The 21,371-nt window shown below is 28.9% G+C and carries 16 protein-coding genes; 12 read left to right on the top strand and 4 right to left on the bottom strand.

What is annotated here, in order from left to right; all coding sequences use genetic code 11:
• Positions 1-248 precede the first annotated feature (248 nt).
• From aceE to metE, 5 genes are all read left to right on the top strand, one after another.
• On the top strand, positions 249-2,921 hold the full coding sequence (gene aceE / locus CRU93_RS08985; RefSeq protein ID WP_129103861.1) for a pyruvate dehydrogenase (acetyl-transferring), homodimeric type: 2,673 nt from the start codon (positions 249-251) through the stop codon (positions 2,919-2,921).
• A 9-nt stretch (positions 2,922-2,930) separates the two neighbouring features.
• Positions 2,931-4,613, top strand: coding sequence for a dihydrolipoyllysine-residue acetyltransferase (aceF, locus tag CRU93_RS08980; RefSeq protein ID WP_258238875.1), 1,683 nt, complete (start codon positions 2,931-2,933; stop codon positions 4,611-4,613).
• A 15-nt stretch (positions 4,614-4,628) separates the two neighbouring features.
• Positions 4,629-6,059, top strand: coding sequence for a dihydrolipoyl dehydrogenase (lpdA, locus tag CRU93_RS08975; protein ID WP_129103859.1), 1,431 nt, complete (start codon positions 4,629-4,631; stop codon positions 6,057-6,059).
• Between the two features lie 69 nt (positions 6,060-6,128).
• On the top strand, positions 6,129-6,470 hold the full coding sequence (locus CRU93_RS08970; protein ID WP_258238874.1) for a hypothetical protein: 342 nt from the start codon (positions 6,129-6,131) through the stop codon (positions 6,468-6,470).
• 66 nt (positions 6,471-6,536) lie between these two features.
• The gene (gene metE, locus CRU93_RS08965) at positions 6,537-8,807 is read left to right on the top strand and encodes a 5-methyltetrahydropteroyltriglutamate--homocysteine S-methyltransferase (RefSeq protein ID WP_129103858.1); all 2,271 of its coding nucleotides are present in this window, start codon (positions 6,537-6,539) and stop codon (positions 8,805-8,807) included.
• A 22-nt stretch (positions 8,808-8,829) separates the two neighbouring features.
• Here metE and CRU93_RS08960 read toward each other — a convergent pair whose 3' ends face one another.
• The 3 genes from CRU93_RS08960 to CRU93_RS08950 form a co-directional block, all read right to left on the bottom strand.
• Positions 8,830-10,698: a methyl-accepting chemotaxis protein gene (locus tag CRU93_RS08960; RefSeq protein WP_129103857.1), complete on the bottom strand. Its 1,869-nt coding sequence runs from the start codon at positions 10,696-10,698 to the stop codon at positions 8,830-8,832.
• 98 nt (positions 10,699-10,796) lie between these two features.
• Positions 10,797-11,687 (bottom strand): cation diffusion facilitator family transporter, encoded by an 891-nt coding sequence (locus CRU93_RS08955; protein ID WP_129103856.1) that lies wholly within the window; start codon positions 11,685-11,687, stop codon positions 10,797-10,799.
• Positions 11,687-12,877: a pyridoxal phosphate-dependent aminotransferase gene (locus CRU93_RS08950; RefSeq protein ID WP_129103855.1), complete on the bottom strand. Its 1,191-nt coding sequence runs from the start codon at positions 12,875-12,877 to the stop codon at positions 11,687-11,689. The genes CRU93_RS08955 and CRU93_RS08950 overlap by 1 nt, the downstream gene beginning before the upstream one ends.
• Before the next feature lie 91 nt (positions 12,878-12,968).
• Here CRU93_RS08950 and CRU93_RS08945 point away from each other — a divergent pair, with 91 nt between their 5' ends.
• On the top strand, positions 12,969-13,556 hold the full coding sequence (locus CRU93_RS08945; RefSeq protein ID WP_129103854.1) for a M48 family metallopeptidase: 588 nt from the start codon (positions 12,969-12,971) through the stop codon (positions 13,554-13,556).
• On the opposite strand, the gene CRU93_RS08940 is transcribed toward CRU93_RS08945, so the two are convergent.
• Positions 13,540-13,953, bottom strand: coding sequence for a DUF721 domain-containing protein (locus CRU93_RS08940; RefSeq protein ID WP_129103853.1), 414 nt, complete (start codon positions 13,951-13,953; stop codon positions 13,540-13,542). The two genes, CRU93_RS08945 and CRU93_RS08940, sit on opposite strands and share 17 nt — an antisense overlap.
• A 101-nt stretch (positions 13,954-14,054) precedes the next feature.
• Here CRU93_RS08940 and nadB point away from each other — a divergent pair, with 101 nt between their 5' ends.
• The 6 genes from nadB (at position 14,055) to CRU93_RS08905 (ending at position 21,335) form a co-directional block, all read left to right on the top strand.
• Positions 14,055-15,506: an L-aspartate oxidase gene (gene nadB, locus CRU93_RS08935; protein ID WP_129103866.1), complete on the top strand. Its 1,452-nt coding sequence runs from the start codon at positions 14,055-14,057 to the stop codon at positions 15,504-15,506.
• 127 nt (positions 15,507-15,633) lie between these two features.
• Positions 15,634-17,016 carry a sodium:proton antiporter NhaD gene (gene nhaD / locus CRU93_RS08930; RefSeq protein WP_129103852.1) on the top strand — a complete coding sequence of 461 codons (1,383 nt, stop codon included), beginning with the start codon at positions 15,634-15,636 and terminating at the stop codon, positions 17,014-17,016.
• Between the two features lie 154 nt (positions 17,017-17,170).
• Positions 17,171-18,706 carry a glutamine-hydrolyzing GMP synthase gene (gene guaA, locus CRU93_RS08925; protein ID WP_129103851.1) on the top strand — a complete coding sequence of 512 codons (1,536 nt, stop codon included), beginning with the start codon at positions 17,171-17,173 and terminating at the stop codon, positions 18,704-18,706.
• Between the two features lie 188 nt (positions 18,707-18,894).
• The gene (locus tag CRU93_RS08920; RefSeq protein ID WP_129103850.1) at positions 18,895-19,089 is read left to right on the top strand and encodes a hypothetical protein; all 195 of its coding nucleotides are present in this window, start codon (positions 18,895-18,897) and stop codon (positions 19,087-19,089) included.
• A 206-nt stretch (positions 19,090-19,295) separates the two neighbouring features.
• Positions 19,296-19,895, top strand: coding sequence for a hypothetical protein (locus CRU93_RS08915; protein WP_129103849.1), 600 nt, complete (start codon positions 19,296-19,298; stop codon positions 19,893-19,895).
• Positions 19,896-20,627: 732 nt separating this feature from the next.
• Entirely contained in the window at positions 20,628-21,335 is a 708-nt protein-coding gene (locus CRU93_RS08905) for a hypothetical protein (protein WP_129103848.1), read from the top strand.
• Positions 21,336-21,371 lie beyond the last annotated feature (36 nt).

The following is a 21,371-nucleotide window of genomic DNA, read 5'->3' as shown; positions in this document are numbered from 1 at the left end:
ATATATAAGTACATTTTAAGAAACAAAATATAAAAAAAGTATAAAAATTAAACAATCCTTAATAAAAAATCTTAATTTTTTTTAAATATAAAAATTATTATGACATTATTCTGTTTTTAATAGATAATTTCTTATAATATATTTATACTTTTAGTAGATAACTATCAAATAAGTTAATTATAGTATTATTTTAATATTATTTGCTAACTAGATATTAAGATTCAAATAAAATTACAAAAGGAGTATATATGTCAGATAAAAAACTACAAGATATTGACCCTAGCGAAACAAAAGAATGGCTGGAGGCTCTTGAAACTGTAATTGACGAGGATGGAACAGAAAGAGCACATTATTTGCTTGAAAAACTTATAGATAAAGCAAGAAGAAGTGGTGGCTATCTTCCATATAAAGCAACGACTGCTTATTTAAATACAATCCCTGTGCATCATGAACCAAAGATGCCAGCAAATTTATTATTAGAAAGAAAAATCAGATCAATTATTAGATGGAATGCACAAACTATGGTTCTAAGAGCATCTAAGAAAAATTTAGAGCTTGGTGGTCATATTGCATCATTTGCATCTTCTGCAACATTATATGATGTTGGTTTTAATCACTTTTTTAGAGCACCAAATGATAAAAATGGTGGAGACTTAGTATTTTTCCAAGGTCATATTGCCCCAGGAATTTATGCAAGAAGTTTTGTTGAAGGTAGAATTACTGAAGAACAAATGGATAACTTTAGACAAGAAGTTGATGGAAAAGGATTATCTTCATATCCTCACCCAAAATTAATGCCAGAATATTGGCAGTTCCCAACAGTATCTATGGGACTTGGACCAATACAAGCTATTTATCAAGCTAGATTTTTAAAATACTTAACTGATAGAGGTATTAAAGATTGTAGTGACCAAAAAGTTTATTGTTATATGGGTGATGGTGAGTGTGATGAACCTGAATCTTTAGGTGCAATAGGACTTGCTGGACGTGAAGGTTTAGATAACTTAATATTTGTTGTGAATTGTAACTTACAAAGACTTGATGGACCAGTTAGAGGTAATGGTAAAATTATCCAAGAACTAGAAGGTGAGTTTAGAGGTGCAAACTGGGAAGTTATTAAAGTAATTTGGGGTAGATATTGGGATCCATTATTAGAAAAAGATAAATCAGGTAAGCTTGTTAAACTTATGAATGAAACAGTTGATGGTGAATACCAAAACTATAAACAAAAAGGTGGAGCTTACACTAGAGAAAACTTCTTTAATAAATATGAAGAGACGAAAGATCTAGTAGCAAACATGGGTGATGATGAAATCTGGAGATTAAACAGAGGTGGACATGACCCAGTAAAAGTTTATGCAGCTTATAAAAAAGCAAATGAAACAAAAGGTAGACCAACAGTTATTTTAGCAAAAACTGTAAAAGGTTATGGAATGGGTGATGCTGCTGAAGGTAAAAATATTGCTCATGGTGTAAAAAAAGTTGATTTTGCGACATTAAGAAAATTTAGAGATAGATTTGATATTCCTATTTCTGATGAAGAGATGGAAAATTTACCATACTATAAACCAGCAGAAGATAGTGAAGAGATGCAATACTTAAGAGAAAGAAGATCTGCACTTGGTGGTTATATTCCACAAAGAAGAAAAGAGTTTTCTGAAAAATTAGAAATCCCTTCATTAGAAGCATTTGATGCAGTATTAAAAGGTAGTGGAGATAGAGAAGTTTCTACAACTATGGTACTTGTTAGAGTATTAAATGCATTAGTAAAAGATAAAAATATTGGTAAAAAAATTGTTCCAATTGTTCCTGATGAAGCAAGAACATTTGGTATGGAAGGTATGTTTAGACAAATTGGTATTTATGCACATGAAGGGCAAAAATATGTTCCTCAAGATAGAGATCAAGTTGCATACTATAAAGAAGATAAAAAAGGACAAGTACTTCAAGAAGGTATTAATGAACTTGGAGCAATGGGTTCTTGGGTTGCTGCTGCTACTTCATACTCTGTAAATGATTGTCCAATGATTCCATTTTATGTTTACTACTCAATGTTCGGTTTCCAAAGAATTGGAGATATGGCATGGGCAGCTGGTGACTTACAAGCTAGAGGTTTCTTAGTTGGTGGAACATCAGGTAGAACTACATTAAATGGTGAAGGTTTACAACATGAAGATGGTCATTCACATATATTAGCAAACACTATTCCAAATTGTGTTTCATATGACCCAACTTATGGTTATGAACTTGCAGTTATTGTTCAAAATGGTATTGAAAGAATGTATGGTGAAAAACAAGAAAATATTTTCTATTATTTAACAACATTGAATGAAAACTATGTTCAACCAGCTATGCCAGAAGGTGTAGAAGAGGGTATTATTAAAGGTATTTATAAATTAGATACTATTGAATCTAAAAATAATTATAATGTTAAATTATTAGGTTCTGGTTCAATTTTAGAACAAGTTAGAAAAGCAGCTACAATTTTAGCTGATGAGTATGGAATTTCTTCTGATATTTATTCTGTAACTTCTTATAATGAATTAACAAGAGAAGGTCAAGATATTGAAAGATACAATATGTTACATCCAAATGAAGACAAAAAAGTTCCATATGTAACACAAGTTCTTGGAGATAATGAAGATAACATTATTGTTTCTGCAACAGATTATATGAAATTATACTCTGATCAAATTAGAGCATATGTAAAAGGAAGCTTTAAAGCTTTAGGTACAGATGGTTTTGGTAGATCTGATAGTAGAGCTAACTTAAGAGCACACTTTGAAGTTGATTCTAACTTTATTGTATTTACAACAATTTCTCAATTAGCAGAAAAAGGTTTAATTGATAAATCAGTTGTATTAGATACAATTAAAAAATACAATATTGATACAGAAAAAATTAACCCATTAAATGCATAAGGTGAAATAATGAGTATAGAAGAGATTAAACTACCAGATGTTGGTGGAGAAGCAGTAGAAGTTATTGAAATTTGTGTTAACCCCGGTGATAGTATTGAGGAAGAAGAAGCTGTAATTGTTGTAGAAACAGAAAAAGCTTCTATGGATATTCCTGTAGATTTTGCAGGAACTATTGACTCAATAAAAGTAAAAGTAGGTGATAAAATTTCAGAAGGTGATGTAGTTGGTACTATAAAAAAAGCAGGAGCAGAAGATTCTGCACCTGCAAAAGAAGAGCCTAAAGCTGAAGAAAAAGTAGAAGAAGTTAAAGAAGAAGCAAAAGAAGAGCCAAAAAAAGAAGAAACATCAGCAGCAACTAATACAGAATCAAAAACAGTAATTGAAGATGTACTTGTTCCTGATTTAGGACAAGATGATGCAGTTGATGTTATCGAAATTGCAGTTGCAATTGGTGATGATGTTGAAGAAGAGACTGGACTTATTACTTTAGAAACAGAAAAAGCAACTATGGATGTTCCTGCACCATTTGATGGAAAAGTAGTTGAACTATTAGTTAAATCTGGTGATAAAGTTAAAACAGGTTCATTAATTGCAAAAATGCAAAGAGTTGTAGAAGGTTCAACTTCTGAACCAGTAAAAGAAGAAGCTCCTGTAAAATCAGAAACAAAAGAGCCAACTGCAAAAGTTGAAACTCCTACAAAAGAAGATTCAGTTGCACAAGAAACAACAGCACCAAAAGGTGATTTTGTAAAAACTACTGGAAAAGTTTATGCTTCACCATCTGTTAGAAAATTAGCAAGAGAGTTTGGAATTGACTTATCTTTAGTAAAAGGTAGTGCAAGAAAAGGTAGAATTTTAAGAGAAGATGTAAGAGAATACATCAAAACTAAAATTAAAACTATAAATAAAGCTGAAGCTAATGGTACAGTTGGTGGTGGTTCTTTAGGATTTGATTTACCTGAACTTAAACCTATTGATTTTTCTAAATTTGGAGAAATTGAAACAGTTGAAATGTCAAAAATTCAAAAAATATCTGGACCAAGCTTACATAGAAATTGGGTTGGTATTCCTCATGTTACACAATTTGAAGAAGCTGATATTACTGAACTTGAAGAGTTTAGAAAAACTCAAAATGCACTTAATGCAAAAAAAGAGAATGGTGTTAAGATTTCTCCACTTGTATTTGCACTTAAAGCAGTTGCAAAAGCATTAGAATTACACCCTAATTTTAACTCATCATTAAGCCCAGATGGTCAAAGTATTATCTTTAAAAAATATATAAATATTGCAGTTGCAGTAGATACTCCAAATGGACTTGTAGTTCCAGTTATCAAAGATGTTGATAAAAAAGGAATCGAAGATTTATCAAATGAATTAAAAGAGATCTCTAAAAAAGCAAGAGATGGGAAATTAAAACCACAAGATATGCAAGGTGCTTGTTTTACAATTTCAAGTCTTGGTGGAATTGGTGGAACAGCATTTACTCCAATTATTAATGCACCAGAAGTTGCAATTTTAGGATTATCAAAATCAGAAATAAAACCAAAATATAATGGTAAAGATTTTGAACCAAGATTAATGTTACCACTTTCTTTATCTTATGACCATAGAGTTATTGATGGAGCTGATGGAGCAAGATTTACAACTACACTTTCAAAACTATTAAGTGATATTAGATTATTACTTTTATAATAAATCGAGGTAATTATGAGTAAAGAAATTAAAGGACAAATATTAGTAATAGGAGCAGGACCAGCTGGTTATTCTGCTGCTTTTAGAAGTGCAGATTTAGGTTTTGATGTTGTTTTAGTTGAAAAACATAATACTTTAGGTGGAGTTTGTCTAAATGTAGGTTGTATTCCATCAAAAGCACTTCTTCATGTTGCTAAAGTAATAGAAGAAGCAGAAGAGATTTCTCATCATGGTGTTAGTTTTGGTAAACCTGAAATTGATATCAAAAAAATTGAAGGATATAAAAGTTCAGTTGTAAAAAAATTAACTGATGGATTATCAGCAATGGCAAAAATGAGAAAAGTTACTGTTGTAAATGGAACTGCTAACTTTATTGATAAAAATAGTGTATCTGTTAAAAATGGTGATGAAGAGACAATTGTTAAATTTGATAATGCAATTATTGCAGCAGGTTCTAGACCAATTGAATTGCCATTTATTCCACATGAAGATCCTAGAATTTGGGACTCTACAGATGCATTAAGACTTAAAGAAGTACCAAAAAAACTACTTATTATGGGTGGTGGAATTATTGGACTTGAGATGGGTACAGTTTATCAAAAACTAGGATCAAGTATTGATGTTGTTGAGATGCAAGATCAATTAGTTCCTGTTGCAGATAAAGATGTTATCAAAGCATATACAAAAGCAAACAAAGATAGATTTAATATTATGTTAAATACTAAAGTTGCTAAAGTTGAAGCAAAAGATGATGGAATTCATGTATCAATGGAAGGTGAAGGTGTAAGTGCTGAACCTATCGTTTATGATGCAGTATTAGTAGCTATTGGTAGAGCTGCAAATGGAAAAATGTTAAGTCTTGAAAATGCAGGTGTAAATGTTAATGATTGGGGAATTATTGATGTTGACAAGCAAATGAGAACAAACGTAGATAATATATTTGCAATTGGTGATATAGTTGGTCAACCAATGCTTGCACACAAAGGTGTACATGAAGGTCATGTTGCAGCTGAAGTAATTGCAGGTAAAAAACACTATTTTGCACCAAAAATGATTCCTTCAATTGCATATACTTTCCCAGAAATTGCATGGGCAGGTATGACTGAAAAAGAAGCAAAAGAAGCTGGAATAGATTATGAAGTTTCAACTTTCCCTTGGTCTGCTTCAGGTAGAGCATTAGCAAGTGATGTAAGTGAAAATGCATTTACAAAACTTATCTTTGATAAAAAAGATAATACATTAATTGGTGGAGCTATTGTTGGTGATAATGCAGGTGAATTACTTGGTGAAATTGGACTTGCGTTAGAAATGGATTGTGATGCAGAAGATATAGGTCTTACTATTCACGCTCACCCAACTTTACATGAATCAGTTGGATTAACAGCAGAGATTTATGAAGGAAGCATTACAGATCTTCCAAACCCAAAAGCAAAAAAGAGTAAATAATTAATTTTACTCTTTTTGAAATACTTAAGATTTCTTAAGATATAATTCCAAAAAAATAAAGGAGTAGTCATGATAAAGCCTCTTGGTTTTAAAAAGTATTTTTCATTGTCTTCAATACTTGCTTATGCAGTAGCACAAAGACTTCATGGCATGACTACAACTTTTAAAAACAATCTTAATTTTACAAAATATAGCTTTTCAGATGAAAATGAAGATGAAATACTCTGTTGCGAAGAGCAAAGTTTATTAAATACTATAATCAAAAATAATAAACCTTGTCATTGTGATTGTGTTTTTAGAAGAAAAACTCAATTAGCAGTATCACTATTTAAATTTATTCCAAGATGTCCATATTATTGTAAATTCTTCGCCTTTAGAAGAACTGGCGTACATCCCCCACAATTCCTTTAATACTTAATAATATAAATAAAAAATCATAACAATATAAAAATATTTAGAAAATTAAAGGATAAAATAATGTCTAAAAATTATGTAATCGGATTTCCAAGAATTGGAGAAAAAAGAGAGCTTAAAAAAGTTTTAGAAAGCTTTTGGGCGGGTGATGTTGACTTTGGTGAAGTTGAATATGTAGCAAGTGAATTAAAGAAAAGACATTGGTCATATCAAAAGAAAGCAAAAGTTGAGTATATCTCATCAAATGATTTTTCATACTATGATAATATGTTAGATACTACAATCTTGTTAGGAGCAATTCCAAAAAGATTTCAAGATTTAGAAGGTCATGAACAATATTTTGCAATGGCAAGAGGTAATAAGGATGCTGTTGCAATGGAGATGACTAAATGGTTTAATACAAATTATCACTATATTGTTCCAGAAATATCAAAAGATACAAAATTTGAGCTTAATAGCAAAAAAGTTATAAATGAATTTAAACAAGCAAAAGAGCATGGAGTAAATACTAAAATTAATTTAATTGGGCCAATTACATATTTAGGGCTTAGTAAATCAGTTGATAATAGTGATACTTTTTTACATATTAATTCTGTTGTTGAACAGTATACTAAGTTATTAGAAGAGATATCTTCTCTTGAAGAAAATATTACTATTCAATTTGATGAACCTTTATTTGTAAAAGATTTAGACTCAAAAGTATTATCACTTATTAAACCAGCTTATGACAAATTAGCTAATGTTTCTGCTAATATAAAAATTGCAGTTGCAACATATTTTGAACACTCAAATGAAGCTACTAAAATTTTAGTTAATACTCCAATTTGGGCTTTAGCACTTGACTTTGTTTATGGAGAAAAAAACTTTGACATTTTAGAAGATATTCAAGCTTCAAATAAAGTTTTAATTGCTGGTGTTGTTGATGGAAGAAATGTTTGGAAAAGTAATATTGCAAAAAAAGTAAAACTTTTAGAAGATATTTCAAAAGTTGTAAACAAAGATAATATTTTAGTTTCAACATCTTGTTCTTTATTACATGTACCATTTACATTGGAGTATGAAATCGCATTAGATAGCGATATTAAATCATGGCTAAGTTTTGCAAAAGAAAAACTTGTTGAGTTAAAACTTATCTCAAAGTTATTTTTTAAACAAGAGTTAACACTTGAAGATAAATCATCGTTAAAATCAAATGAAGAAGATAATAAAAGTAGAGAAGAATCTACAAAAATTCATAATAAAAAAGTTCAAGATGAAATTTTATCTTTAAAATTAGTTCAAAGAGAAGATGCATTTGAAGATAGAATAAAAGCGCAAAGAGAGTTTTTTAAATATGATGATTTAACAACAACAACAATTGGTTCTTTTCCTCAAACTCCTGAAATAAGAAAAAATAGAAGAGATTATAAAACTGGTACTATTTTAAAAGATGAGTATGAATCAAATATAAAAGATTATATTGATGATTGTATTTCATTTCAAGAGAGTATTGGCTTAGATGTTTTAGTTCATGGTGAACCAGAAAGAAATGATATGGTTGAGTATTTTGGTGAGTTACTTGATGGTTTTGCATTTACAAAAAATGCTTGGGTTCAATCATATGGAAGTAGATGCGTTAAGCCACCACTGATTTTTGGTGATGTTAGTAGAGAAAATCCAATGACTGTTGAGTGGATTAAATATGCACAAAGCAAAACAAAAAAAGTAGTAAAAGGAATGTTAACAGGTCCTGTTACTATTTTAAACTGGTCTTTTGTTAGAGATGATAAACCTAGAAATGAAGTTGCAAAACAAATAGGACTTGCTATTGCAAAAGAAGTTGATGATCTTCAAAATGCAGGTATTAAAATGATTCAAGTTGATGAAGCTGCTTTTAAAGAAGGGTATCCTTTAAGAAAAGAAAATATTTCTACTTATGAAAAATGGGCAGTTGATAACTTTAAATTAAGTGTTAGTAAATCTAAAATAGATACTCAAATTCATACTCATATGTGTTATAGTGAATTTAATGATATTATAAAAACAATTGAAGCAATGGATGCAGATGTAATCTCAATAGAGACTGCAAGAAGTGGAAATGAGTTACTTAAAATCTTTAAAGAAGTTGGATATAAGCAAGAAGTAGGGCCAGGAATTTATGATATTCATAGTCCAAGAGTTCCTAGTGTAGAAGAGATGGTAAATCAAATTGATGCATTACTTGAAGTACTACCAAAAGAGCAATTATGGATAAATCCAGATTGTGGACTAAAAACAAGAAAATGGCCTGAAGTTAAACAAAGTTTAGAAAATATGGTAAAAGCAGTAAATATAGTAAGAGAAAATAGAAAATAAAAGTAGGAGTTCCCTCCTACTTTTAGAATTTTTTATTGCTTAAGTCATTTACAATTTCTTTTGCTATTTCATCATTTTCTATAGCAATTTGTTTTGTTTGTGTTGCAATTGTAGCATTTTTTTGTGTCTGTTCCTCAATCAATAAAATAGCTTCATTTATTTGAGAGATTCCTTGCTCTTGCTCTTTAAACGATGTTTCAATATTATCAATTATTTTTGTTGTTTTATCAATATTATTAAATAAAACTTCATACCCTTCAATCATTTTATCACTTGTTTGTTTCCCAAAATTAGCTTTATTTGTCGCTTCTTCTACAATTTGTTTTATTTCATTTGCAGCTTGAGAACTTCTTGATGCTAAGTTTCTCACTTCTTGTGCAACTACTGCAAATCCTTTACCAGCTTCACCTGCACCTGCTGCTTCAACCGCTGCATTTAAAGATAAAATATTTGTTTGAAATGCAATTTTATCAATTATTCCAATAGCTTCATTTATTTCGTTTACTTGTACTGAAAGTTCTGTCATTGCATTGCTTGTATTTTTTGCTTGTTTTTGACCTTCAATTGCAGAAGTATTTACCTCTTTAGCATAGACAGCCATCTCTTCAACATAATTTGAATTTGTCTCTACATTATTCATAATATTTGATAATGATGCAGATGTTTGTTCTAAAGAACTTGCTGCTTCATTTGAACTAATATTCAATTTATTAACATTATTTATTAATATATCAGAAGAATTTTCTAATGTTTTACCAATATCATAAGAGTTTCTAAGCAGTGTTGAAATCTCTTCACCTAGTTGATTTATTGCTACAGTTACTTTTGCATCAGAATCTTCATATGATTTAGTAAAATCATAATTTTTAAAACTTTGCAATACTTCTAAAAGTTTAGGGATACTATTTGTAATAGTTTTTTCTAACTCTTTTTGCATATTAGTTAATATATGTTTTAATTCAAGTAAAGAATCTGTATTTGTTGATTTGTTTATTTTTGCTTGAAAATTACCATCTCCAATCTCTTTTGCAAACTTCGCAATATCTTTTACAAAAAGTTCATCTGTAAGTGTCTTTTGTTCAATTGTTTTTATATTTTCATTTATAATCTTTGCCATTTGAACAAATTCATCTTTTCCTTTTAGTTCAATAATTGAGGCTTTTTGTCTTTTTTTATTTAAAAAATCAAAAAAGTTTTGTAATCCTAACTGAACTTTTTGTACTGATTTTATCATTTGATTTGATATTAGAATTGAAAAAAATATTGCTAAAATTAATGATACTATTAAAATAGTAATCATAGTGTAAGAGAAACTACTTGCAACTTCTCTTGCTTTTGGAGTTTCTATTTGATTTTTGTCTTCTTGATAATCAATAAAATCATTTATACTATTTAACCATATTCTAAAATCTTTACTTACATGTTCTAATAAAAGTTTTTTTGCTTTTTCATTTTGATCATTTTGTTTTAAAAATATTATTTTTTTTACCAATGGTTGAGTTATAGCTTCAATATTATTAATTTTGTTTATTAATTCTAACTCTTTGTTTTCAACATTCAACCCTTTTTTTAGCATATTATTAAGAGGTCTTTGATATTTTTCATAATATTTTTCTAATCTTTTGATATTTTCAAGTGAAGTTTTAAAAAGTTTATCTTCTTTATCTTTTGCTATTACTAAATCTCTAATTGCAATTGCTCTATCGTGAACACTGCCTCTAAAGTTTATAGCATACCTTTGTTTTACAGAATTTATATCAACTACTTTATATAAAGTATCATCAATAAATTTAACTTTTAAAATTCCAATTATTGTTATAATTATAATAATTGAAATCATTAGAGAAAAACCTAAATATAGTTTCTTTGAAATTGATAAGTTGCTTATCATTGCTAGCCTTTTATTAATAAAATTTATTATTGGAAAAAAATTATCGTATTGTAATATAAGAAGTATTAATATAATCTAAAAAAAATTATTTAATTTTTTTACATATTTGCTAAATTAGTTTTTAAGTCATCATATGGATCTAAATGAATATTTATAACCCATTCTTTTGATTTATCAATAGCTTGAATTGAGTCCTCAATATTATCACTTATTTTATGTGCTTCTAATAATGAAATCTCTTTATCAAATACTATATGTACATCTACAAAAGTTTGGTTTGCAGCCTCTCTTGTTTTTAATAAATGATATGTTGTTACTCTTTTTGAAGAGCTTGTTATAATATTTTTAATTTCTTCTACTATTTTTTCATCTACTGCTCTATCTAATAGAATTAATACCCCATCAGATATAAGTTCATATGCTGAATAAATAATAAAAATTGCAATACTTGCACCTACAATTACATCAACAATTTCATATCCTGTGACTTTAACTAAAATCAAAGAAGCTAAAACTGCAATATTTGAATAAACATCTGTTTTATAATGTAATGCATCAGCTTTTATTACCATATTATTAGTCTTTTTAGAAACATAATTTAAGTAAATAACTAAGCTTATTGTAATAATTAATGAAATAACCATTATTGTTAGTGATATCTCTAAATATGCAGCTTTTGCATTTGTGAAGTATTTTTTTACTGCTTCATAAAGTAAAAATATACCGGATAATGTTATTATCGAGCCTTCAATAACAGAAGCTAGTGCCTCAATTTTACCTCTACCATAATTAAATGTTTTATCAGCTGGTTTTTCAGCATTTGAAATTGCAAAGTAGTTAAATACAGAAACAAACATATCAAGAGTAGAGTCAATTGCTGAAGCTAAAACAGCCACAGAACCACTAAATACTCCAATGATAAGTTTTAAAACTGTTAGTATTGCAGCTACACTAGAAGATACTAGTGTAGCCTTTTTTTGAAGTGTCATTACTCGTTGTAATCCACATTTTTAATTCTATCTACAAATCTTTCAATTCTTTTTATACCTTTTTTAATACTTTCTAAATCAGTAGCATAAGAGAATCTAAAGTATCCTTCTTTACCAAAAGCTAATCCAGGAACAACTGCAACGCCTTCTTCTGCTAGTAGTTGTTCACAGAATTTAATAGAATTTTCAGTGATTTCTTTTACATTTACAAATAAATAAAAAGCACCTTTTGGTTTAACACAGCTAATACCTTCTATATCATTAAATGCTTTAACTGCGAAGTCTCTTCTTTTTTCAAACTCTTTTCTCATTCTTTCTATATCTTTATCTGCTTCACCTTCAAGTGCAGAAATAGAAGCTACTTGAGTCATGCTGTTGATATTTGAAGTAACTTGTCCTTGAAGTTTAATCATTGCTTTTACGATATCAACTCTTGGAGTTGCAATATATCCAAATCTCCATCCAGTCATTGCAACAGCTTTACTAAGTCCATTGATAGTTACTGTTCTATCATACATGTCCTTACTAATTTGTGCAGTTGAAGTGAAAGCTGCTTTATCGTAAATGATTTTTTCATACATTTCATCAGACAATACTAAAATATCAGTTCCTTCTAATACTTTTGCAATTTCAGTTAACTCTTTTTTTGAATAAACAGAACCTGCTGGGTTAGAAGGTGAATTTAATACAAGAATTTTTGTTTTTGGTGTAATTGCATCTTTTAATTGTTTTGCTGTAATTTTAAAATCAGATTTATCATCTGTTTCAATAAAAACAGGTACACCATCAGAATATTTTACTTGCTCTGGATAAGTAACCCAGTAAGGTGAAGGAATAATTACTTCATCACCTTCATTAATTAATAGTTGAAATAGGTTGAAAAGTGAGTGTTTAGCCCCATTACTTATTACAATATTATCAAGATTATACTCTAATCCATGGTCTCTTTTTAGTTTATCAATAATTGCTTGCTTTGTTTCAGTTATACCCTCAACAGATGTATATTTCGTAAATCCAGCCTTAATAGCTTTAATAGCTGCATCTTTAATCACATCTGGTGTATCAAAATCAGGTTCACCTGCACTAAAACTTAAAATGTCTTTACCTTGCGCTTTTAGTTCTCTCCCTAAAGCAGTAATAGCCATTGTAACTGACGGAGACAGTTTCTCCATTCTCTGGGCAATTTTCATTAGTTTTTTTCCTCTAAATAATTTTCATTATGTTAATATTATACGGCTAATATAATGCGAAATTTTATCAAAAAGTAACTTAAGGATTTGTTTGGAGTTTATAACTGAAATAAGCAATTTGAAAATTAATGTCAATGTACTTAAAAAACGAGGTTTGAAACATACTTATATAAGAATTAAAGATATAAATTCAATAGAAATTAAAACCAATTTTTATCTAAATAAATATGATATAGAACAGATAATAGAAAGTAAATCTCAATGGATTTTAAATAATATTTCAAAGGTTTCTATAAATAATTTAGAAGAAAATGAATTTTATTTTTTAGGTGTAAAGCATAAAAATTTAGATAATAGAGATATTGATTTTTTTTATAAAAAGCAAGCTCAAGAAATAATACCTCCAATACTTGAAAAATTTTCAAAAAAGATGAAACTTTTCCCAACTTCTATAAAATATAGAAAAAATAAAAGAACATGGGGCTCTTGTAATTATAAAAATGGATTAAATTTTAATATTTTACTTGTTAAGTTTCCTATTGAAGTAATAGAGTATGTTGTGATTCATGAGTTATGCCATATAGAACATAAAAACCATTCAAAGAATTTTTGGAATTTAGTTTATGAGTATTGTCCTGATTACAAACAAAGGGAGAATTTACTTAAGAGCTTTTTATAATATCTCTTATATCCTCAAAAAGATTATGTAATCTTGGATCTTCAACTTTGTTTTCAAATATTCCATATGAACGTTCATCATATTTCTCTTTGATTTTAATTTCTTGCTTTTTTTCTCTTTTATTTGTAACAAAAAACTTTATATCTTCAATATTCGCCAAATTAGCGTTAATTAATTGTGATTTTATGGAATCTTTGTTATGATTGAATTCTAATTTAAATACGGGATGAGTTAATACAAAGTATAATATTTCACCTTTTACATAGGCAAACTTTATACCTTTTTTTAGTTTCAATGGTAGTATATTTATTAACCTTTGAATCTTTTCGTTAGTATTAATTTTCCTAAATTCAGGATGTTGTTTAAGATGATTAAGAATTGCACTCATATTTTTCATATTGTTATTATAACAAGTTTTTTATTAGTTCTTAGTGGATGTGGATTTAAAGCCGATCCTGTATATGTGGATAGTAAGCAAGAAGCATCAAAATAATGCAAATAACTTATGACTATCTGATAATTGGTTCAGGGGTTGCTGGGTTAAATGCTGCTAGGTTAATTCCTAAAGATAAAAAAGTATTACTTGTTACAAAAAAATCTCCATGGGATTGTAATACTTTTTGGGCCCAAGGTGGAGTAGCAACTGCAGTTGATGATGAAGATATACCTGTACATATTCAAGATACACTTGTTGCAGGTGCTCATTATAATGACATAAAAGCAGTTGAAATATTAAGTAAAAACTCTTTGAAATCAGTAGAAGATTTGATTGATGCTGGATTACAGTTTGATTTAAATTCAAAAGGTGAACTTGCATTTACAAGGGAAGCTGCACACTCAAGAGATAGAATAATCCATGCAGATGGTGATGCCACTGGTAGAATGATTCACTATTTTTTAGTTCAAAAATTTCCTCACGAAATGTTAACAGATACTGTTGTTTCTGATTTACTAATTGAAGATGGTGTTTGTTATGGAGCACAAGTATTTGTAAGTGAGACAGAACAAAAAGTAATTTATGCACATAATACTATTATTGCAAGTGGTGGTGTTGGTTCTTTATATAAGTATCATACAAATTCAACAACTATTGCTGGAGAACTTCAAGGTATATGTCTTGAAAAGGGCATTGCTTTAAAAGATATGGAAATGCTTCAATTTCATCCTACAGTTGTAAAAGGTACACATTTTGCAAGAAAACCTTTGTTAAGTGAAGCTTTAAGAGGTGAGGGTGCTCATATAGTTGATGAAGATAATTATAGATTTTTATTTGATTACCATAAAGATGGAGAATTAGCTCCAAGAGATGTAGTAAGCCGTGCTATTTTTGATTATGCAGTAAAAAATAAAAAAGGAGTTTTTTTATCTTTTGAAAAATTTGAAAAATCTTTTTTTAAAAAGAGATTTCCAAATATCTATGCAAACCTAAAAGAACTTGGATTTGAATTACCTTTTGAAAGAGTTCCTATTTCTCCTGCATTTCACTACACTATGGGTGGAATTCCTACAGATAACAATGCATTAGTTCCTGGAATGAAAAATTTATATGCTGTTGGTGAAGCTGCATGTACAGGTCTTCATGGTGCAAATAGATTGGCATCTAATTCACTTATTGAAGGTATTGTATTTTCAAATTTAGCAGTTAAACATAGTTTAAATGAAAAGTTTCAAATATCTTATAAAAACTATACAAAACCAATAAAATCATATACAAGAAATAAACCAATAGATAAAGATATTAAAAATTCATTACGTAAAATCATGTGGAAAAGTGCTGCTATTGTAAGAGAAGAAAATGTCTTAAAACAAGCCTTATCGCAAGTTAATGAGTTTTTAAAACAAGACGTTGGGCGACTTTTATATTTAAGATTGTTAACAGCAAGACAGATTTTAAAAGCTGCTTTAAATAGAAAAGAGTCTTTAGGTGCGCATTTTCTTAAAAAGGACTAAAAAACAGCCCAGATAACTATCAAAATTGAAGTAATAGGTTAGATTTAAGTCTTTTTTAGGCAGAATTTAATTTTAAATTTTCAAATAGATTTTATATTTATTTGAAGAAACACTTCAAGGAGATTTAATGTTTAAAGTTATACTGTCACTTTTTCTTTGTACAGTAGCGGCGTTTGCTTCAAGCTCAGCGCAAGAGCAAATCCCAGATTTAACGATGACATGGATAGGGTTCGCTTCGTTATTAATTTTTGTAGTAGGTTACTACTTTGTTGCAGCAGAAGAAAAATATGAAATAGATAAGGCTAAACCTGCATTATTTATTGGTACTTTTATTTTTATTCTAATTGCACTTTACTATGCAATAAATGGTCTAAACATGGACTTGGTTCATGTTCAAGCAGAGCATTTGATTCTTGAAATTGCAGAGATTTTCTTCTTCTTATTTGTTGCTATGACATATATAGAATCACTGATTCATATGAATGTATTTGATAGGCTAAAATACAATCTAGTTTCAAAAGGTTATACATATAGAAAACTTTTCTGGGTAACTGGATTTATTGCATTCTTCTTATCTCCAATTGCAGATAACTTGACAACTGCACTTATTTTATCAACAGTTTTAATCACTATTGAAAAAGAGAAAAAAGAGTTTTTAGTTCCAGGTGCAATTAATATCGTTGTTGCAGCAAATGCTGGTGGGGCATGGTCTCCTTTTGGTGATATTACTACACTTATGGCATGGACAGCAGGAAAAGGTGTATTTACAGATTTCTTATATCTATTCCCAGCAGCAGTTTTAGGATACTTAGCAACTGCATTTATCTTAGCTAGATTTGTTCCAAATGAAAAACCAGTTTTTGATGCTTCAAAAGAAGAAAAACCTGAAATGGCAGCAGGAGCAAAAGTTGTTATGGCTCTTGGTGTATTTACAATCTTCTGTGCAGTAATGTCACATCAAGTATTACATTTACCAGCAATGTGGGGTATGATGTTTGGTCTATCTTTACTTAAAGTTTATTCTTATGGACTTAAGAAAAGACATGGTAAAGATCACTTCAATATCTTTAATAACATTGCAAAAATAGAAAATAATACACTATTATTTTTCTTTGGTATTTTAGCAGCAGTTGGAGGATTATACTTTATTGGATGGTTAGCACTTGCATCACATGTATATGATCCATCAGTATTAGGACCAACTTGGTCAAATATTGGAGTAGGTTTCTTATCTGCAATAGTTGATAATGTTCCAGTAATGTCAGCAGTATTAAAAGCAAATCCTGAAATGGGACTTGACCAATGGATGTTGGTTACATTAACAGCTGGTGTTGGTGGTTCTTTAATCTCATTTGGTAGTGCAGCTGGTGTTGGTGTTATGGGTAAACTACATGGAATTTATACATTCGGTTCACATATGAAATATGCATGGGTTGTGTTTATTGGATATGTTGTATCTGTTTTAGTATGGTATCTTCAATATGAAGTTCTACATGTAAGCCACTTCTAAATTATAAAAAAGCTACTAATTTTTTAGTAGCTTTTTCGCTTCTTAAAAAAACTCATTTAACTTAAAATTTACCACTTATTAGATATTATATTAAGATTAAAAAATAAAAATAAGAACTCACTTCTTATGTGAAATTAATTAAGGAATATAATATATGAAACATGTGCCAATAGTTGTATTAGATTTTGGTAGTCAATATACACAAATCATTGCTAGAAAACTAAGAGAATCTGGTGTATACAGTGAAATTGTTCCATTTAGTGAAAGTATCGAAGCTATTAAAGCAAGAACTCCTAAAGGGATTATTTTAAGTGGTGGTCCAGCATCTGTATATGCAGAAGACTCTTATCACCCAGATAGTGAAATTTTTGAATTAGGACTTCCTATTTTAGGTATTTGTTATGGTATGCAATTAATCGCACAACATTTCGGAGGAAGTGTTATACCAGCATCTCATCATGAGTATGGAAAAGCTAAATTAAATTTCGTAAAAGATAGTGATCTATTTAAAGATACAAGTGATGGACAAACAGTATGGATGTCACATGGAGATAGAGTAGAAAAAATCCCAGAAGGATTTGAAAAAATTGCAATAAGTGAAAACTCTCCATATGCTGCAATTGCAGATATGAATAGACTTGTATATGCATTTCAATTTCACCCAGAAGTATATCATTCAGAGCAAGGTAGTAAACTTCTTAAAAACTTTGCAAAACATATTTGTGGATGTGATTCTACTTGGAATATGGGTTCTTTTGCTAAAGAACAAATTGCAAAAATCCAAGAAAAAGTTGGAGATAAAAAAGTTCTTTGTGGTGTAAGTGGAGGAGTTGATTCTTCTGTAGTTGCAACACTTTTAGCTGAAGCAATTGGTGAACAACTAATTCCAGTATTTGTTGATAATGGACTTTTAAGAGCAAATGAAAGAGAACAAGTAGAAACAATGTTTGCTGCACGTGGTGTAAACCTAATAACAGTAGATGCTAGTGAAATCTTTTTAGAAAGATTAGCTGGAGTTACAGACCCAGAGAAAAAAAGAAAAATTATTGGTGAAACTTTTATTGAAGTATTTGATAAAGAAGCAAAAAAACATGATGGTATTGAGTTCTTAGCTCAAGGTACACTTTATACTGATGTTATTGAATCTGTTTCTGTTAAAGGGCCTTCTAAAACAATCAAATCTCACCACAATGTAGGTGGCTTACCTGATTGGATGACATTTGAATTAATCGAGCCATTAAGAGAAATCTTTAAAGATGAAGTAAGAGCTTTAGGATTAGAACTTGGACTTCCAAAAGATATGATTGGAAGACACCCTTTCCCTGGACCAGGACTTGCTATTAGAGTTATGGGAGATGTAAATAAACCAGACTTAGAATTATTAAGAAAAGCAGATGTTATTATGCTTGATGTTCTTAGATCAACAGGATACTATGATAAAACATGGCAAGCATTTACAGTATTGCTAAATGTAAAATCTGTTGGTGTTATGGGTGATAACAGAACTTATGACAACACAGTTTGTGTAAGAATAGTAGAAGCAACAGATGGAATGACAGCAACTTTTGCATATATTCCACACGATATATTAGAAACTATCTCTAGAAGAATCATCAACGAAGTTGATGGGATTAATAGAGTTGTTTATGATATTTCATCTAAACCACCAGCAACTATCGAATGGGAATAAAAGCGATAGCTTTTATTCATCTTACACTAGGTTTAGGTTCGAGGTACTTTTAGTACATCTTCACCTAAACCTAGCACAACCTAAAGTAAACTTTTAATTTTAGAAAAAAGAATATAAATTAGGAAATAAATATGAAAATACTTAAATCGTTATTGTTTTACCCTATGATGCTAATACGAGGATTATTTTTGAGAATTGTTCATTTATTGGCAGGTCTTTGTGTTTTAGGTCTTATTATAAGTTTCTTTTTAGACAATGTTCCAATTAATTCATCATTTGTTTTTCTTATAATTGGTTCCTTACTTGAGGCGTTAGCTTATTTTTATGATGTTATTTTAATAAAGTTAAATCCTACTGATAATGAGCTGATTTTACAGCAATAATTTATTACAAATAAAAGCTTACAGTATCAATAAAATTATAAATTTTTTTGATATCTATTTAATTATACATAATGTCCCCGGATTTTTACTGAAATAAAAGAAAAATTTAGATTAATTGGTATACTGTCCCCAGATTTTACTTAAAGCTTGAATATTTTGCTTTTTTAATGTAATACTAATAAATAGTTATATGATGAAAGGAAAAGATGGAAGATAATAAGCAAAAGCTTTCTGATGTTAAAGAACTAATTTATAAATCTTTTCCAAAAAAACTTGAATTAGATGTAAAACAGGTCATTAAAATTTTACCTATCAACAAGCCTGTAACAAATTGTTTAGGTGTTGAAATTTCTTATATTCATGAAATAGGTGAACAAGTTGAATTAGAAACTGAATTAATAACAATAAATTCAAGAATATATTTTGATGAACCAAACCTATTAAAAGAAGAAAGGTTAACCTCTCAACAAAAAAAGATACTTAATTGTCTTTATACTCGTCATTCTGACGGATACGTAAGACAAAAAAGAATTGAAAATTTATTAGGGTTAGATGATTATTTCATCATTCCCTTTATGATTTCTAATGCAGGAAGTTATTTAATAGAAATTTTGAATATAATCAATGAAAATATTAATGAAAGCAATGTAAAATCATATATAGAGTTTATCCAAGAAAACCCTAGCTATTGGAGATTAACTAAAGATAGAATCGTAAGCTATTGGAATGAATTTTATAGATTTAAATATAATCAATTTAAGGACTATGTGGGAAGTGATTTTATTAAAAAACTTGAAGATCACTAAATATAACAAAAACGAGGAAACCAATACTAAAACCAAGAGCGGGTTTAGTATTGGCTCACGACAACCGTTATGCAAAGGTTAAATATGAAGCAATGTCCTAATTGTCATGAAAAGACAATTCCTATGGAATGGATTTTATTTCATCAAATTTTGAAAAAAAATTGTAATTTTTATGAATGTCCAAGTTGCAAAAAAAATATAAGAACAGGCCATTTATTTAATTTTAGTGTTATTTATGCACCATTTACAGATATAAGTATAACACCAATTTTTTATTTATGATGTATATAGCTTATGGTTTTATTAATAGTATATTGTTAATAAAACCATTGATTTTAAATGAACCAATTTTTACATAACAAATTATTATAAAGAAATATGTAAATTAATAAAAATGAAGGAATGATTATGAAAAAAAAATGATTTAGTTGAGCTAGTAATTAAGTATTTCGAGAAGATAGATGTGGTGATTCTAGTTATTTGGATCTCTTCTCACAGGATGTTGATTTTTTCTTTCCTAAATTTGGACAAAAAAAGGGAAAAACTTATTAGTCGCATGTATATGAAAATCCTGATTTTCCTAGCCGAGATGTAGAAAGAATTTCAGTATTGTCAGAGGTAAAGTAACGTATAACAAATCCTTCAAATGGTAACATTAAATTAAATATAATTTAAACTATTATTAATAATGTAAATAATATAATTCTTATTATTAGTTTAAAAAGGACTCCTATGATAGTAGATTCTTCAAACAGCATATTAAACTCTTTTAAAGAGATATTACCTTTACCCAAAGCACAAAAACTTGATGAAAAAACAGTAAATAAAATAAATTCTGCTATTTCAGAAGTAGATAATCAACGAAAAGAATATGAAGCAACAAAAGAACAATTAAAAGAATATCCTTGGTTGAAAAATGCTGTAAATGGCATAAGAAAAGTTTCTGATATAATAGAAGACTTCAAAAATGGGAAAGATGGCTCAGGAGATTTTACTATAACATCTAATTCTCAAGATAGCTTCACTGTATATGATGGTGATGAAAGAACACATTACTATAATATATATGCACAAGTAGATTATACTACAACACATTTGGCATATGATGATGAAAACTATACAAGAGAAGGTCAAACAAAAGTTAGTAGAATTGCTTTTCATGCTAGCTACTATGAAAAAAGTGTAAATGAACAAAAAGAACTTCAATTAAATTTTGAACTAGAAAAAGAAAAAGAAAGTATAGATTTTAGTAAATTATATGAAAGATTAAATACTGACAAAGATTTTGAAAAAAATTTTATGGTTAATATTGAAAATTATTTATATAAAAATGATAGTTCAAAATTAATTAGACAATTAGAAAAAGGACTAGGACTTGATGATTCTACACTAAAATATAAAGATTCAATAAACACAACATATTTAGATATTTTTGTATAAAAAAAGCTCACTTTTTAAATAGAAAAGTATAGAGAA

It is taken from the genome of Arcobacter sp. CECT 8985, assembly GCF_004116495.1.
In the GTDB taxonomy this organism is placed as follows: domain Bacteria; phylum Campylobacterota; class Campylobacteria; order Campylobacterales; family Arcobacteraceae; genus Malaciobacter.
Note: the sequence above shows the minus strand (reverse complement) of the source record. Positions and strands in the feature narration are given on the sequence as shown.

What these genes read in the sequence shown, in the direction of transcription:
- aceE (WP_129103861.1), top strand. Translation starts at nt 249, where the DNA reads ATGTCAGATAAAAAACTACAAGATATTGACCCTAGCGAAACAAAAGAA.
- aceF (WP_258238875.1), top strand. Translation starts at nt 2,931, where the DNA reads ATGAGTATAGAAGAGATTAAACTACCAGATGTTGGTGGAGAAGCAGTA.
- lpdA (WP_129103859.1), top strand. Translation starts at nt 4,629, where the DNA reads ATGAGTAAAGAAATTAAAGGACAAATATTAGTAATAGGAGCAGGACCA.
- CRU93_RS08970 (WP_258238874.1), top strand. Translation starts at nt 6,129, where the DNA reads ATGATAAAGCCTCTTGGTTTTAAAAAGTATTTTTCATTGTCTTCAATA.
- metE (WP_129103858.1), top strand. Translation starts at nt 6,537, where the DNA reads ATGTCTAAAAATTATGTAATCGGATTTCCAAGAATTGGAGAAAAAAGA.
- CRU93_RS08960 (WP_129103857.1), bottom strand. Translation starts at nt 10,698, where the DNA reads ATGATAAGCAACTTATCAATTTCAAAGAAACTATATTTAGGTTTTTCT.
- CRU93_RS08955 (WP_129103856.1), bottom strand. Translation starts at nt 11,687, where the DNA reads ATGACACTTCAAAAAAAGGCTACACTAGTATCTTCTAGTGTAGCTGCA.
- CRU93_RS08950 (WP_129103855.1), bottom strand. Translation starts at nt 12,877, where the DNA reads ATGAAAATTGCCCAGAGAATGGAGAAACTGTCTCCGTCAGTTACAATG.
- CRU93_RS08940 (WP_129103853.1), bottom strand. Translation starts at nt 13,953, where the DNA reads ATGAAAAATATGAGTGCAATTCTTAATCATCTTAAACAACATCCTGAA.
- nhaD (WP_129103852.1), top strand. Translation starts at nt 15,634, where the DNA reads ATGTTTAAAGTTATACTGTCACTTTTTCTTTGTACAGTAGCGGCGTTT.
- guaA (WP_129103851.1), top strand. Translation starts at nt 17,171, where the DNA reads ATGAAACATGTGCCAATAGTTGTATTAGATTTTGGTAGTCAATATACA.
- CRU93_RS08915 (WP_129103849.1), top strand. Translation starts at nt 19,296, where the DNA reads ATGGAAGATAATAAGCAAAAGCTTTCTGATGTTAAAGAACTAATTTAT.
- CRU93_RS08905 (WP_129103848.1), top strand. Translation starts at nt 20,628, where the DNA reads ATGATAGTAGATTCTTCAAACAGCATATTAAACTCTTTTAAAGAGATA.